13 protein-coding genes and 1 pseudogene are annotated in these 13,174 nt (G+C 69.9%); 2 read left to right on the top strand and 12 right to left on the bottom strand.

Annotated elements, in window-relative coordinates; translation table 11 throughout:
• Positions 1–990: a GTP 3',8-cyclase MoaA gene (moaA, locus tag FCL41_RS08210; protein WP_137065584.1), complete on the bottom strand. Its 990-nt coding sequence runs from the start codon at positions 988–990 to the stop codon at positions 1–3.
• A gap of 55 nt (positions 991–1,045) precedes the next feature.
• Between moaA and FCL41_RS08205 the strand changes: the two genes are divergently transcribed.
• A complete protein-coding gene (locus tag FCL41_RS08205) occupies positions 1,046–1,834 on the top strand; it encodes an SURF1 family cytochrome oxidase biogenesis protein (protein ID WP_137065583.1) in 789 nt (262 codons plus the stop codon).
• Here FCL41_RS08205 and FCL41_RS08200 read toward each other — a convergent pair.
• The 4 genes from FCL41_RS08200 to FCL41_RS08185 form a co-directional block, all read right to left on the bottom strand.
• On the bottom strand, positions 1,778–2,536 hold the full coding sequence (locus tag FCL41_RS08200) for an SDR family oxidoreductase (RefSeq protein WP_137065582.1): 759 nt from the start codon (positions 2,534–2,536) through the stop codon (positions 1,778–1,780). The two genes, FCL41_RS08205 and FCL41_RS08200, sit on opposite strands and share 57 nt — an antisense overlap.
• Positions 2,537–2,607: 71 nt before the next feature.
• On the bottom strand, positions 2,608–4,506 hold the full coding sequence (locus tag FCL41_RS08195) for an ABC transporter ATP-binding protein (protein ID WP_137066039.1): 1,899 nt from the start codon (positions 4,504–4,506) through the stop codon (positions 2,608–2,610).
• A 17-nt stretch (positions 4,507–4,523) separates the two neighbouring features.
• On the bottom strand, positions 4,524–5,315 hold the full coding sequence (locus FCL41_RS08190) for an enoyl-CoA hydratase/isomerase family protein (RefSeq protein ID WP_137065581.1): 792 nt from the start codon (positions 5,313–5,315) through the stop codon (positions 4,524–4,526).
• Between the two features lie 50 nt (positions 5,316–5,365).
• Positions 5,366–6,964: an ABC-F family ATP-binding cassette domain-containing protein gene (locus FCL41_RS08185; protein WP_137065580.1), complete on the bottom strand. Its 1,599-nt coding sequence runs from the start codon at positions 6,962–6,964 to the stop codon at positions 5,366–5,368.
• A gap of 66 nt (positions 6,965–7,030) precedes the next feature.
• Between FCL41_RS08185 and ypfJ the strand changes: the two genes are divergently transcribed.
• Entirely contained in the window at positions 7,031–7,972 is a 942-nt protein-coding gene (gene ypfJ, locus FCL41_RS08180) for a KPN_02809 family neutral zinc metallopeptidase (RefSeq protein ID WP_137065579.1), read from the top strand.
• A gap of 11 nt (positions 7,973–7,983) precedes the next feature.
• Here the strand turns inward: ypfJ and FCL41_RS08175 are convergent, their stop codons facing one another.
• The 7 genes and pseudogenes from FCL41_RS08175 to sufC all read right to left on the bottom strand — a co-directional run bounded on the left by FCL41_RS08175 (position 7,984) and on the right by sufC (position 13,148).
• Positions 7,984–8,886, bottom strand: a complete 903-nt coding sequence (locus tag FCL41_RS08175; RefSeq protein ID WP_137065578.1) for a phosphotransferase family protein — start codon at positions 8,884–8,886, stop codon at positions 7,984–7,986.
• Positions 8,887–8,985: 99 nt separating this feature from the next.
• Positions 8,986–9,600, bottom strand: a complete 615-nt coding sequence (locus FCL41_RS17640) for an acVLRF1 family peptidyl-tRNA hydrolase (protein WP_170970261.1) — start codon at positions 9,598–9,600, stop codon at positions 8,986–8,988.
• Positions 9,597–10,157 carry an NYN domain-containing protein gene (locus FCL41_RS08160; RefSeq protein WP_137065576.1) on the bottom strand — a complete coding sequence of 187 codons (561 nt, stop codon included), beginning with the start codon at positions 10,155–10,157 and terminating at the stop codon, positions 9,597–9,599. The genes FCL41_RS17640 and FCL41_RS08160 overlap by 4 nt, the downstream gene beginning before the upstream one ends.
• Before the next feature lie 23 nt (positions 10,158–10,180).
• Positions 10,181–10,480: pseudogene (locus tag FCL41_RS17435) on the bottom strand (metal-sulfur cluster assembly factor); the annotation flags it as partial.
• Between the two features lie 179 nt (positions 10,481–10,659).
• Positions 10,660–11,124 carry a Fe-S cluster assembly sulfur transfer protein SufU gene (gene sufU, locus FCL41_RS08150; protein WP_137065574.1) on the bottom strand — a complete coding sequence of 155 codons (465 nt, stop codon included), beginning with the start codon at positions 11,122–11,124 and terminating at the stop codon, positions 10,660–10,662.
• 3 nt (positions 11,125–11,127) lie between these two features.
• Complete coding sequence (locus FCL41_RS08145; RefSeq protein ID WP_137065573.1) at positions 11,128–12,387, bottom strand: aminotransferase class V-fold PLP-dependent enzyme; 1,260 nt, start codon at positions 12,385–12,387, stop codon at positions 11,128–11,130.
• Positions 12,388–12,389: 2 nt separating this feature from the next.
• Positions 12,390–13,148 (bottom strand): Fe-S cluster assembly ATPase SufC, encoded by a 759-nt coding sequence (gene sufC, locus FCL41_RS08140; RefSeq protein WP_137065572.1) that lies wholly within the window; start codon positions 13,146–13,148, stop codon positions 12,390–12,392.
• Between the last annotated feature and the right edge of the window lie 26 nt (positions 13,149–13,174).

Below are 13,174 nucleotides of genomic sequence, written 5' to 3'. Positions count from 1 at the left end.
TCAACCGCCGATGGCCGACATGGGCCGCGGGGGTTGGAGGAAGGTGGGGTCGTCGATCCCGTGGCCCGGCAGCTTCACCGCCACGGCCGCCTTCCACCGCTCCACCAGGTCGTCGTCACCGACGCCTGCGCGCATCGCCGAGCGGAGGTCCGACTCGTCGGTGCTGAAGAGACAGTTGCGCACCTGGCCGTCGGCGGTGAGGCGTACGCGGTCGCAGTCGCCGCAGAAGGACTCCGTCACCGACGCGATGACGCCCACCGTCCCCGGTCCCCCGTCGACGTCGTAGAGCTGGGCGGGGGCGCTGCCGCGCGGCTCGGCCACCGGAGTGAGGGTGTGGTGCTCGGCCAGCAGGGTGCGGATCTCCTCGGCCGTGACCATCTCACTGCGCCGCCAGCCGTGCTGGGCATCGAGCGGCATCTGCTCGATGAAGCGGAGCTCGTAGCCGCGCTCCAGGCACCAGGCGAGCAGCTCGGGCGCCTCCCGGTCGTTGACGCCACGCAGGAGCACGGCGTTGACCTTGACGGGGCGCATGCCCGCCTCGTGGGCAGCCGCCAGACCGGCCACGACGTCATCGAGGCGGTGGCGCAGGGTCAGTCGGGTGAAGGTCTCCGGACGCACGGTGTCGAGGCTGACGTTGACGCGGCCCAGACCGGCCGCCGCCAGGGCGGACGCGGAACGCTTCAGGCCCAGCCCGTTGGTGGTCAGGGAGAACTCGGCGTCGACCTCTTCTGCGCACCGGCGCACGATGTCGACGAGCCCACGGCGCAACAACGGCTCGCCGCCGGTGAATCGGACCTCGCGGATGCCGAGACGCTCCACCCCCAGACGTACCAGACGCACGACCTCGTCGTCGGTGAGCTGCTCCTCGGCGGGGAGCCAGTCCAAGCCCTCCGCCGGCATGCAGTAGGTGCACCGCAGGTTGCACCGATCGGTCAGGGAGACGCGCAGGTCCGTGGCGATGCGCCCGTGCCGGTCCCGCAGTTCACCCATGGATCCAGCATAGGCCCGCCACGGGCGCGTTGGCCCTGCCGGATAACCTCGTGACGTGCACCGTCTTGGCTTTCTCGTCAGCCGACGATGGGGACTTTTCCTCGTGGTCGTGGCCCTGCTCTCCTGGCTCGCGTGGGAGTTGGGGCAGTGGCAGTTCAGTCGTCTCGATGACCGCAAGGAGCGCAACGCGATCATCGAGCGCAACGAGGCCAAGGACCCGGTCCCCGTGGAGGAGCTCCTGGCTCCTGGACGCCAGGTGACGAGCGAGGACGAGTGGACCACGGTGAGGGCCACCGGGCAGTACGACGTCGAGGACACCGTCTACGTGCGCTACCGGACCAACAAGCAGCGTTCGGGCGTCCAGGTGGTGGTGCCCCTGGAGCTGGCGAACGGCACCACCGTCCTGGTGGACCGTGGCTGGTGGCCCACGCAGAACCGGGGCGAGGTGCCGACCGACGTCCCCGCGCCCCCGAGCGGCACCGTCGAGGTCGTCGGGCGGGTGCGCGCCGATGCGACCGGCGACGCCACGAAGGTGACGGACCAGAGCACGCGGGCCATCTCGAGCGTGGAGATCGGCGACGCCATCGACCACGAGACCCTGGGCGGCTTCGTCGAGCTCGTGGAGGAGACGCCCGAGGCGGAGGAACCGCTCACCCTCCCGGCCGAGCCGGAGCTGGACGAAGGCCCGCACTTCTTCTACGGGCTCCAGTGGTGGTTCTTCGGTGGCCTGGCCATCTTCGGCTTCTTCTACCTGCTGTACGACGAGTGGCGCGACCGCCGCAAGGCGTCAGATGCTGCGCAGCAGCCCGCCGTCGACGGGCACGGCGATCCCGGTCAGGAATGACGCCCGGGGCGAGAGGAGGAAGGCAGCCACCGCGCCGAACTCCTCAGGTCGTCCGTAGCGCCCCAGCGGGATCCGCTCCGCCCACGCCGCCCTGGTCGCCTCGGGGTCGCCGGAACCGGCGTCGAGCTCGCGCACCCGGTCGGTGTCGATGCGTCCCGGCAGCAGGGTGTTGACCCGGATGCCCCGCGGGCCGAACTCGTCGGCCATCTCCTTGGCCACCGCCGCCAGGCCGGGCCGCAACCCGTTGGAGATACCGAGTCCTGACACTGGCGCCTTCACGCTCGTCGACAGCACGAAAGCAATGGAGCCGCCCTCGCCGAGCTGGGCCGCGGCCGTGCGGGCCAGGCGTACGGCGCCCAGGAACACGGACTCGAAAGCCCCCCGCCACGCGTCGTCGCTCATCTCGTGGGCGCGGCCGGCCGGAGGCCCACCGACGCTGATCAGCAGCCCGTCGAGGCGTCCCCACCGCTCGAGCGCACGATCGACGAGCAGCTGGGGCGTCGCCGGGTCACCGTTGTCGGCCACCATGGTCTCCACGTGCGACGCGGGGTGTGCCGAGGCGAAGGCGGACAGGGCCTCGGCGTCGCGGCCGGAGACGACGACGCGGGCGCCGTCGGCCAGGAGCGCCTCGGCGGTCGCCCGCCCGAGCCCCTTGCTGGCGCCGGTGAGCAGGTAGACACGGTCAGCGACGTGCAGGTCCATGGGCCGAACCTATCCCAGGGGACGTCCGCTCAGCTCGAGGTGCCGACGCGCTCAACCCAGCTGCCGGCCGCTCAGCCCAGGGTGGTGACCGACTCCGCTCGCGCGTCGCCGTCCGAGAACTGGGTGCGGTGGAGGTCTGCGTACAGGCCACCGCGCGCCAGCAGCTCGGCGTGGGTGCCGCGCTCGACCACCCGACCCTGGTCCAGGACCAGGATCTGGTCAGCGCCGCGCACGGTGGACAGGCGGTGGGCGATCACCAGCGACGTACGCCCGGCGAGGGCGCTGTCCAGGGCCCGCTGCACTGCCAGCTCGGACTCGCTGTCGAGGTGGGCGGTGGCCTCGTCGAGGACGACCACGGCGGGCGCCTTCAGCAGCAGCCGGGCAATCGCCAGGCGTTGACGCTCTCCTCCCGAGAGCCGGTAGCCACGGTCACCCACGACGGTGTCGAGGCCGTCGGGGAGCGAGCGTACGAGTCCCGCCACGTGTCCCGCCTCCAGCGCAGCCCAGATGTCGGCCTCGGAGGCGCCGGGGCGGGCGTAGAGGAGGTTGGCGCGGATGGTGTCGTGGAACATGTGCGCGTCCTGGGTCACGTATCCCACGACCGACTCGAGCGACTCCAGGTCGACGTCGCGTACGTCGTGCCCTCCGACGAGCACGCTGCCGCTGGTGACGTCGTACAGCCGGGCCACGAGGTGCGTCATCGTCGACTTGCCGGCGCCGGACGGACCGACCAGCGCGATCATCTGCCCCGGCTCCGCCGTGAAGGAGACTCCGTGGAGCACCTCGCCGGAGTCGCGGCTCTCCTTGCGCGCGACCCCCTCCAAGGAGGCCAGGGAGACCTCGTCGGCGCGCGGGTAGCCGAAGTGGACGTCGCGGAACTCCAACGACGTAGGACCGGGCGCCAGCTTGACGGCGTCCGGCCGCTCCTGGATCAGCGAGGGGAGGTCGAGGATCTCGAAGACTCGGTCGAAGGAGACCAGCGCGGTCATCACGTCGATGCGCACGTTGGAGAGGGCCTGGAGCGGCCCGAGCAAGCGCGTGAGGAGGACGCCGAGGGCCACCACCGTGCCGACCGAGAGGTCGCCCCGGATGGCCATCACGCCACCCAGGCCGTAGACCAGGGCGGTCGCCAACGCCGGGACCAGGCTCATGGCCGCCATGAAGAAGCGGGTCAGCAGGGAGATCTGGATGCCGAGGTCCCGGACCACCGCCGCCTTGGAGGCGTAGAGAGCGTCCTCCTCCGCGCGTCGTCCGAAGAGCTTCAGCAGCATGGCTCCGCCCACCTGGAACCGCTCGGTCATGGCGTTGCCGAGGTCGGCGTTGCCGTCCATCTGCGTGCGCGCGAGCCCGGCGAGCCGGGTGCCCACCAGACGCGAGGCCACCAGCAGGAGGGGGAAGAGCAGGAGGCACAGGAGGGTGACCTGCCAGCTCAGGAAGAGCATGGTGACGCCGACGACCAAGGCAGAGATGACGTTGGAGACGGTGCCTTGGAGCGTCGAGGTGAAGGCACGCTGGGCGCCGATCACGTCGTTGTTGAGCCGGCTGACGAGCGCGCCGGTCTGGGTACGGGTGAAGAAGGCGAGCGACTGGCGCTGCACGTGGGCGAAGACCTGGGTACGCAGGTCGAAGATGAGGCCCTCACCGATCCGGCTGGAGAACCACCCGTTGACCACGGTGAAGAACGCGCCCAGGAGCGCCACCGCTGCCACTCCGCCCGCCAGCCACGCCACGAGCGAGGTGTCGCCGGTGGCCACGCCGTCGTCGATGATGCGCTGCAGCAGCAACGGCGGCACGACGACCAGGGCGGCGTCGACGACGGTGAGGCCCAGGAACCAGGCGATGAGGCGTCGGTGCGGACGGGCGAAGCTGAGCACCCGTCGCAGGGTGTGACGCTCGAGGTGTGTGTCGACGACGGACCGGTCGGCCCTCATGTGACGCATCGCGGGCCATCCCCCGCCGGGACCCATCATCGACATGGCACTTCCTCTCAGCCGCCCATCGCGGCTGCCACGGCGCGGAAGCGTCGCGTCTGCGACGTCCGCTCCAACTGACGTTGTTCGTCCAGGGTCCGGTGCTCCGCGCCCTGGAGGAGGGCCTTGGTCTCGGCGACGACGTCGGGCATCGTTCCCACCAGCGTCGTCGCCAAGGTCTCCACCGCCCCGTCCAGCTCGTCCGCCGGGTGCGCGGAGAGCGCCAACCCGATCCTCACGGCCTCGTCGGCGGCCACCACACGTGCGGTCGCGCAGATCTCCAAGGCCCTGCTGTAGCCAACCGCTTCCACCAGCGGCTTTGTTCCCGTGAGGTCGGGCACCAGGCCGAGGGCCGACTCCTTCATCGAGAACTTGGCGTCGTCCGCGACCAGGCGGAAGTCACAGGAGAGGGCGAGCTGGAAGCCGGCGCCCACGGCGTAACCACGCACCTTGGCGATGCTGACGAAGCGCGGGTCACGCAGGAACGTGAAGCCCTCCTGGTACTCCCCGATCGTGTCGGCCATGGTCTCGTCGCTGCCCGCGAGGAGGGCGAGCACCGACTCCCCACCGGCCGCAGCGCCGCGGGGGTCCAGGACGCTGCGGTCGAGGCCGCTGGAGAAGTGCTCCCCCTCGCCCTCGACCACGACCACGCGCACGTCGGCGGGCAGGCTCTGACCGACGCGGGCCAGGGCCCGCCACATTCCGGGCGTCTGCGCGTTGCGCACGTCGGGACGGTCCAGGGTGATGGTCGCGACGGCGCCGTCCACGTCGAGGCGCAGTCCGACGGCAGCAAGTTCCTCAGGAGTCATGCGGGCATCCTAGAACGCATGGCTACTCACAAGTAGCCATGCGTCTGGGATCAGGCCAGGGAGACCAGGTCGGCATACTCGTCGTTCCACAGGTCCTCGTCGCCGTCGGGCAGCAGCAGGACGCGGTCAGGCTCCAGGGCCCGCACCGCCCCCTCGTCGTGGGTGATGAGGATGATGGCGCCCTCGTACGTCCGGATGGCCGCCAGGACCTCTTCGCGGGAGGCCGGGTCGAGGTTGTTGGTCGGCTCGTCCAGCAGGAGCACGTTGGCGCTGGAGACGACCAGGCTGGCGAGAGCCAGACGGGTCTTCTCGCCGCCCGACAGCACGGAGGCGGGCTTGTGGGCGTCGTCGCCGGAGAAGAGGAACGAGCCCAGCACCGAACGCGCGTCGGTGTCGGTGAGCTGGGGCGCCGCCGACTGCATGTTCTGCAGCACGGTGCGTGATCCGTCGAGGGTCTCGTGCTCCTGGGCGTAGTAGCCGATCTTCAGGCCGTGACCGGGGATGATCGTGCCCGTGTCGGCCTTGTCGACGCCCGCCAGGATGCGCATCATGGTGGTCTTGCCGGCGCCGTTGAGGCCCAGGATGACGACGCGCGAACCCTTGTCGATCGCGAGGTCGACGTCGGTGAAGACCTCGAGCGAGCCGTACGACTTCGACAGGCCCTCGGCCATGAGGGGCGTCTTGCCGCACGGGGCAGGCGCGGGGAACTTGATCCGGGCGACCTTGTCCTGGGCGCGCTCGGCGTCCAGCCCCGAGACCATCTTCTCGGCGCGCTTGAGCATCGACTGCGCAGCGGTGGCCTTGCTCGCCTTGGCGCGCATCCGGTTCGCCTGGTCGGTGAGCATCTTGGCCTTCGACTCGGCGTTGGCGCGCTCGCGCTTGCGGCGTCGCTCGTCGGTCTCGCGCTGCGTGAGGTAGGCCTTCCAGCCCATGTTGTAGACGTCGATCGTGGCCCGGTTGGCGTCGAGGTGGAGCACCTTGTTGATGGTGGCCTCGAGGAGGTCATTGTCGTGGCTGATCACGATCAGCCCGCCGCGGTGCTGCTGGAGGAAGCCTCGCAACCAGACGATCGAGTCGGCGTCGAGGTGGTTGGTCGGCTCGTCGAGGAGGAGCGTCTCGGCCCCGGAGAAGAGGATGCGCGCGAGCTCGACGCGGCGGCGCTGGCCACCGCTGAGGGTCTTGAGCGGCTGGGCGAGGATGCGCTCCTCGATGCCCAGGCTGGCGGCGATGGTGGCCGCCTCGGACTCGGCGGCGTAGCCACCCCCGGCGTGCAGCTCGGCGTCGGCGCGGGTGTAACGACGCATCGCCCGGTCGCGGACCTTGGGGTCGTCGCTGGCCATGTCGACCTCGGCCTGGCGCATGGCCGTGAAGACCTCGTCCAGACCCCGCGCGGAGAGGATGCGGTTGCGGGCGAGCACCTCGGGGTCACCGATGGCCGGGTCCTGCGGGAGGTAGCCGATCTCGCCGCTCCGGTGCACCTCCCCCGCGGCCGGCAGTGCCTCACCGGCCAGGATCTTGGTCATCGTGGTCTTGCCCGCACCGTTGCGGCCCACGAGACCGACCTTGTCCCCGGCTGCGACACGGAAGCTGACGTTTTCCATGAGGAGTCGCGCACCAGCGCGCACCTCAAGCTGTTGGACTGTGATCATCTCCCCTCTACTCTACGGAGGTTGGGCTCCAGAAGCCCGTTGGCGCCGACCTCGAAGGACTGACCCATGCGCTTCAACCCCAGGGCAAGCCTCGACACCGGCCGTCTCTCGGACCGCGGTGGCCAGGGCCTGGGTGGCGGGCGCAACGGCCTCCCCATCCCCGGAGGGATCAAGGCCGGGGGAGGCGCGGGCATGGTGATCGTGATCCTCCTCGTGCTGGCCGTGAACTTCTTCGGCGGCAACGGCGGCTCCGGGATCCCGGGCGGGATGCTCGACCACGGGGCCGGCACCGACAGCTCGCGCATGGCTGACAGCGATCGCTACGCGTCCTGCCGTACGGGCGCCGACGCCAACGACGACGTCGACTGCGCCCGGGTGGCGGTCGAGAACTCCTTGTACGCCTACTGGAGCGACCTGTTCGCGCGCAGTGGCGAGACGTTCCGTCCCGCCACGATGTCCACCTTCTCCGGCGCGACCACGACCGGCTGCGGACAGGCGTCGCACCAGGTCGGTCCCTTCTACTGTCCCGCCGACCAGGGCATCTACCTGGACACCACCTTCTTCGCCGACGTCCTCGAGGGCCAGCTGGGCGGCCGGGGTGGCGACTTCGTGGAGCCCTACGTCCTGGCCCACGAGTACGGACACCACATCCAGAACCTGCTGGGAACGATGGGCCGGGTCCGCACGCAGCGGGGCGCCTCGAGCGACGCCGTACGCCTGGAGCTGCAGGCCGACTGCTACGCCGGGCTGTGGACCCGTGCCGCCGAGGGCACGAGCGACGTCAGCGGTGTCGCCATCATCGCCGACCTCGACGAGGGCGACATCGCCGAGGCACTCGACTCGGCCAAGGCAGTCGGTGACGACCGCATCCAGAAGCGGTCGGGCGGCAGGGTCGAGCCCGAGGGTTGGACCCACGGGTCGTCGGAGCAGCGGATGCAGTGGTTCACCCGCGGCTACGAGTCGGGCGACCTCCAGGCCTGCGACACGTTCGGCGCAGACAGGCTCTGACCCACCGGCGGTCAGGTCTGCTGGGTCAGCGCCTCGATCTGGGGGAACTGCCGTTGCATCGCCCGGATGTAGGGCGCGATGCTCGGGTGCCGGAACTTGGCGGCCAGGGCTCCCTCCCCCGAGGCGACGCGGGCGAGCGCCCAGTCCACCCGGGTGAGGACGGTGTAGACCGCCGTTACCTGCGCGGCGAGCCGCACCTCCTCCGCGTCGTGACCAGGGCCCAGGCCACCGACGTACGCGTCGAGGAGGGGGTCGAACTCCTCCCCCACGCTGAGCGCGAGGTAGCCCAGGTCGGCGCCGGCAGGCGCGATGCCCAGGCTCGACCAGTCGATCGCCACGACGTCGTCCCCCTCGCGCCCCAGCAGGTTGGCCGGCACCGGGTCTCCGTGCTGGACCACCTGCCGGTGGGAGGCGAGGCGTTCGAGGTGGCGGGTGCGGTGGCGCCACAGGAGGTCGGCCACGTCGGCCACCGGCGTACGTGCGAGCGTCGTCCAGCCACCTCGGCGTGCCACGAGTCCCAGGCGTGTGCCGAGCTGGTTCCTCGCCAGCCATGGGACGTCGTCGACGGTGGCGTCGGCGAACCGCCCCAACGAACGAGCCAGGAAGAGGCCGTTCAGCTCCACCTTCTCCACCCACGGATGGACCAGGGTGACGCCTTCCTCGTCCTCCTCGATGCGCAGCGCCGTGACCGAACGAAGGCCGGGCGTCGAGTCGACGATGCCGGAGAGGGCGACGTCAGCGGCCCGGCGCCAGTACGCCGGATGGTCCGGCTGCCGGGTCTCGTCCGGGTCGTGGGCGTGGGGGGCGGCGAGCCGCTTGACCACCGTGAGCCGCTCCCCCTCCCGGGCGAGCCACAGTCCGACGGAGGACGGTCCGCCGGGGAGACGCTGCCACCCCGGCTCCGGCTGCCACATGTCCGGCCCTCCTGTCGGCGTCGGTGGCCCCATCGTGACAGAGGTCACCGCCGAAGTCGGGCATTGCGTACGTCGACCGTTGGAAGTCTCGTTCGAGTCTCAGCTCGCGTTGTGCACCGACACCCGCACACTCAGTGCGTCGGTGACCGCCTTGAGCAACGCCTCACGGCGAGGCTCGCCGACGGTGTCCGGCAGCTGGTGCCTGACCAGGTGGGTGAGCCGGGCGTCCGCCAGCACCGTCTCCACCCCGGCCGGATCACCGGCGACCACCACAGGACCCTGCAGTCCCGCGAGGTGGCTCGCGGCGTGGCCCGCTGCGGCAGTCCAGGCTTCCCGCGCCTGGTTGTCCCGTCGACGGGCGAAGCGCTGCTGGCTCTGGCCGCCCGCCTTCGTGCGCCCCTGGACGTGACGTTGCCCGACCTTGGAGGACACCATGCGCTCCCCCGCCATCCGCGCCACGGCGAAGCCACCGCGGCGGGCGATCACGATGCCCCAGTCGTCCGGGACGACGAGCGCGGCGACGAAGGCCTGGGGATCTGGTGCGCCTGAGTGGTCGACGCCGAAGGGCAGCAGCGCGAGGAAGTGCGACGAGTCCTCCGCGGTGCCCTGAAGACCTCCGTCGACGGTGGTCAGGGCCGTCGCACCGTGCCGCGAACCGAAGTTCTCGACCCACCGGGCGAAACGCCCGGCAGGGACGAGGACCGTCGCGGTCAGAGGAACTCCATCGGGTCGAACTCGTCGATCGCGATGACCCTGATCCGGGGCAGGCGCGAGTTGAAGGCACGCACGTCGTGCTCCATGTCGACAAGACGTAGTCCCGGAAGGCCGCGGAAGGCCGCGTTCATGAACTCGGAGAAGCCGACGAGGGCGACGGCGCGCGTGCCGTCGCAGAGACGCCGGACCTGCGGGAGGAAGTCACCGTCGTGACTCACCAGGGCGACGTCGGCCTCGCGCTCCGCGATGGCCTCGGCCATCCGCTGGATGGCGATGTCGACGACCTTGCCCTCGCCGCGCAGCGGGACGGGACGGAACCCGATCGCCGTCAGCGCCTGGATGAAGGGCATCGGCAACTCGTCGTTGACCGCCAGGAAGAAGAGTCCTCGCGCCGGCTGGTCGAAGGCGTCCTCGGCCCATTCCAGGAGCCGGTCCCACCGGGGGCGCTCGTCAGGGCGCGGACGGCGTCCGAGGATCGAGTTGCCGAGCGTGGCGTCGATGTTCTCGCCGTCGACCAGGACGTAGGTGACTCGCTCGTCGGCGTTCACATCGGCCACGTGCACTCCTCAGACTCTGGCGGTCAGACGTTGAAGCCGAGGGCGCGCAGCTGCTCGCGACCGTCGTCGGTGATCTTGTCCGGACCCCACGGCGGCATCCAGACCCAGTTGATGGCCACGTCGTTGACGAGGCCCTCGAGCGCCATCTCGGTCTGGTCCTGGATGACGTCGGTCAACGGGCAGGCCGCCGAGGTGAGGGTCATGTCGATGACAGCGTTGGAACCCTCGTCGATGTGGATTCCGTAGACCAGGCCGAGGTCGACGACGTTGATCCCGAGCTCGGGGTCGACGACGTCCTTCATCGCCTCGGTGACGTCCTCGACCGCGACCGACGAGGCACTGGAAGAGGCGGCGGCGAGGTCGACGACGGGGAGGTCGTCGTGCCGACCGTGGCCGTGACCATGCCCGGCGTGGTCGTGCCCGGCGTGGTCGTGCCCGGCGTGGTCGTGCCCGGCGTGGTCGTGCCCGGCGTGGTCGTCGGTGGGCGCGTGGGTGTGCTCGCTCATTGGTTCTCCTCGGTGAAGTTGGTGCCGAGCACCTGGGCGGTGGCGTCCTTCATGGCCATCCACGACAGCAGGGCGCACTTGACGCGCGCGGGGAACTTGGCGACGCCGGCGAAGGCGATGCCGTCCTCCAGCACCTCCTCGTCCGGCTCGACCTGCCCCTTGCCCTGCATCAGGGTCAGGAACTCGGTGTGCAGCGCCATCGCCTCCGACACCGTCTTGCCGATGACGAGGTCGGTCATGACGGAGGTCGACGCCTGCGAGATCGAGCACCCCTCGGCGTGGTACGAGACGTCGACGATCCGGTCGCCCTCCAGCTGCACGCGCAGCGTGATCTCGTCGCCGCACGTGGGATTGACGTGGTGGACCTCGCTGCCGAAGGGCTCACGGAGCCCTGAGTTCAGCGGGTTCTTGTAGTGGTCCAGGATGATGTCCTGGTACAGGGAGTCGAGCTCTGCAGACATCGCTCAGCCCACCTTGAAGTAGGAACGGGTGTAGTTCAGCCCATCGACCAGCGCGTCGATCTCGGCCGGGGTCGTGTAGAGGTACGACGACATCCGGGTCGAGCTCTGCACACCGAAGCGTGCGTGCGCAGGCTTCGCGCAGTGGTGACCGGCGCGCACCGCGATGCCGCGGGTGTCGAGCACCTGGGCCACGTCGTGGGGATGCACGCCGTCGATCTCGAACGAGATCGCGCCCCCTCGGGACTCCGCGTCGAGCGGCCCCAGCACACTCAGGCCGGGCACGGTGGCGAGGCCCTCCAGCGCGTAGCGGGTGATGGCCTGCTCGTGGCGGTGGATCGCCTCCATGCCCACGGCCGACAGGTAGTCCACCGCGGCGCCGAGGCCGACGGCCTCGACGATCGGGGGCGTGCCCGCCTCGAACTTGTGCGGCAGCGGGGCGTAGGTCGACTTCGCCATGGAGACCGTGGCGATCATCTCGCCACCGCCGAGGAAGGGCGGCAGCGCGTCGAGCACCTCGCGGCGGCCCCACAGGACGCCGATGCCGGTCGGACCGACCACCTTGTGGCCGGTGAAGGCAACCAGGTCGGCCCCGCTGGCCTGCACGTCGACGGCCAGCTGGGGCGCGGCCTGCGAGGCGTCCACGACGACCAGGGCACCCACGGCCTTCGCCTTGGCGGCGAGCTCCGCGACCGGGTTGATGGTGCCGAGCATGTTCGACACCCAGGTGAAGGAGACGACCTTCGTGCGCTCGTTGATCAGCTCGTCCACGTCGGACAGGTCGAGGCGACCGTCGTCGGTGATCCCGAACCAGCGCAGCGTCGCTCCCGTGCGCTCGGCCAGCATCTGCCACGGCACGATGTTGGAGTGGTGCTCCATCTCGGTGATGACGATCTCGTCGCCCTCGCCGATCTGGAGCGGACCCCGCAGCGCGAGCGTGTTGGCCACCAGGTTGAGCGCCTCGGAGGCGTTCTTGGTGAAGATGACCTCGTCACGTGAGGGCGCGTTCAGGAAGGCCGCCACCCGGTCGCGACCGTTCTCGAACGCTTCCGTCGACTCCGCGCCGAGCGCGTGCATCGCTCGCGCGATGTTGGCGTTGTGACGCTCCAGATGGTCGACCATCGTGTCGATGACGACCTGGGGCTTCTGCGACGTGTTGGCGCTGTCGAGGTAGACCAGCGGCTGGCCGCCGGAGACGGTGCGCTCGAGGATCGGGAAGTCCTTGCGGATGACTTCCAGCTCCGGGAGCAGTCCTTCGAGAGTCATGCTCAGACCGCGGCCTTGACGTACTTGTCGTACCCGGTGGCCTCGAGCTCGTCGGCCAGCTCAGGACCGCCCTGCTCGGCAATCCGACCGTTGACGAAGACGTGCACGAAGTCGGGCTTGATGTAGCGCAGGATGCGGGTGTAGTGCGTGATCAGCAGGACACCCTTGTCGCCGTTGGCCGCGAAGCGGTTGACGCCGTCGGACACGACCTTGAGGGCGTCGATGTCCAGGCCGGAGTCGGTCTCGTCGAGCACGGCGACCTTCGGCGCGAGGAGCTCGAGCTGGGCGATCTCGTGGCGCTTCTTCTCGCCACCGGAGAAGCCCTCGTTGACCGAGCGCTGGGCGAAGGAGGCGTCGAGGTTGTTCGCCGCGAGCGCCGCGTTGACGTCCTTGACCCACGTACGCAGCTTCGGCGCCTCGCCGTCGATGGCGGTCTTGGCGGTGCGCAGGAAGTTGCTCACCGACACACCGGGGATCTCGACCGGGTACTGCATGGCCAGGAAGAGGCCGGCGCGGGCGCGCTCGTCGACCGACATCTCGAGGACGTCCTCGCCGTCGAGCAGGATCGTGCCCTGGGTGACGGTGTACTTGGGGTGACCGGCGATCGTGTAGGCCAGCGTCGACTTACCGGAGCCGTTCGGGCCCATGATCGCGTGGGTCTCGCCGTCCTTGATGGTCAGCGTGACGCCCTTGAGGATCTCCTTGGTGGAGTCCTCGGTCTCGACCGTGACGTGCAGGTCCTTGATCTCCAGAGTGCTCATCAGTGTTTCTCTCTTCTCTAAGTCTT

Source organism: Nocardioides jishulii (assembly GCF_006007965.1).
In the GTDB taxonomy this organism is placed as follows: domain Bacteria; phylum Actinomycetota; class Actinomycetes; order Propionibacteriales; family Nocardioidaceae; genus Nocardioides; species Nocardioides jishulii.
This window is presented reverse-complemented; position numbering and strand designations above follow the sequence as displayed.

Coding starts and splice junctions, on each gene's coding strand:
- sufU (WP_137065574.1), bottom strand. CDS start 11,124: ATGTCTGCAGAGCTCGACTCCCTGTACCAGGACATCATCCTGGACCAC.
- FCL41_RS08175 (WP_137065578.1), bottom strand. CDS start 8,886: ATGTGGCAGCCGGAGCCGGGGTGGCAGCGTCTCCCCGGCGGACCGTCC.
- FCL41_RS08185 (WP_137065580.1), bottom strand. CDS start 6,964: ATGATCACAGTCCAACAGCTTGAGGTGCGCGCTGGTGCGCGACTCCTC.
- FCL41_RS08195 (WP_137066039.1), bottom strand. CDS start 4,506: ATGATGGGTCCCGGCGGGGGATGGCCCGCGATGCGTCACATGAGGGCC.
- moaA (WP_137065584.1), bottom strand. CDS start 990: ATGGGTGAACTGCGGGACCGGCACGGGCGCATCGCCACGGACCTGCGC.
- FCL41_RS08200 (WP_137065582.1), bottom strand. CDS start 2,536: ATGGACCTGCACGTCGCTGACCGTGTCTACCTGCTCACCGGCGCCAGC.
- ypfJ (WP_137065579.1), top strand. CDS start 7,031: ATGCGCTTCAACCCCAGGGCAAGCCTCGACACCGGCCGTCTCTCGGAC.
- sufC (WP_137065572.1), bottom strand. CDS start 13,148: ATGAGCACTCTGGAGATCAAGGACCTGCACGTCACGGTCGAGACCGAG.
- FCL41_RS08145 (WP_137065573.1), bottom strand. CDS start 12,387: ATGACTCTCGAAGGACTGCTCCCGGAGCTGGAAGTCATCCGCAAGGAC.
- FCL41_RS08190 (WP_137065581.1), bottom strand. CDS start 5,315: ATGACTCCTGAGGAACTTGCTGCCGTCGGACTGCGCCTCGACGTGGAC.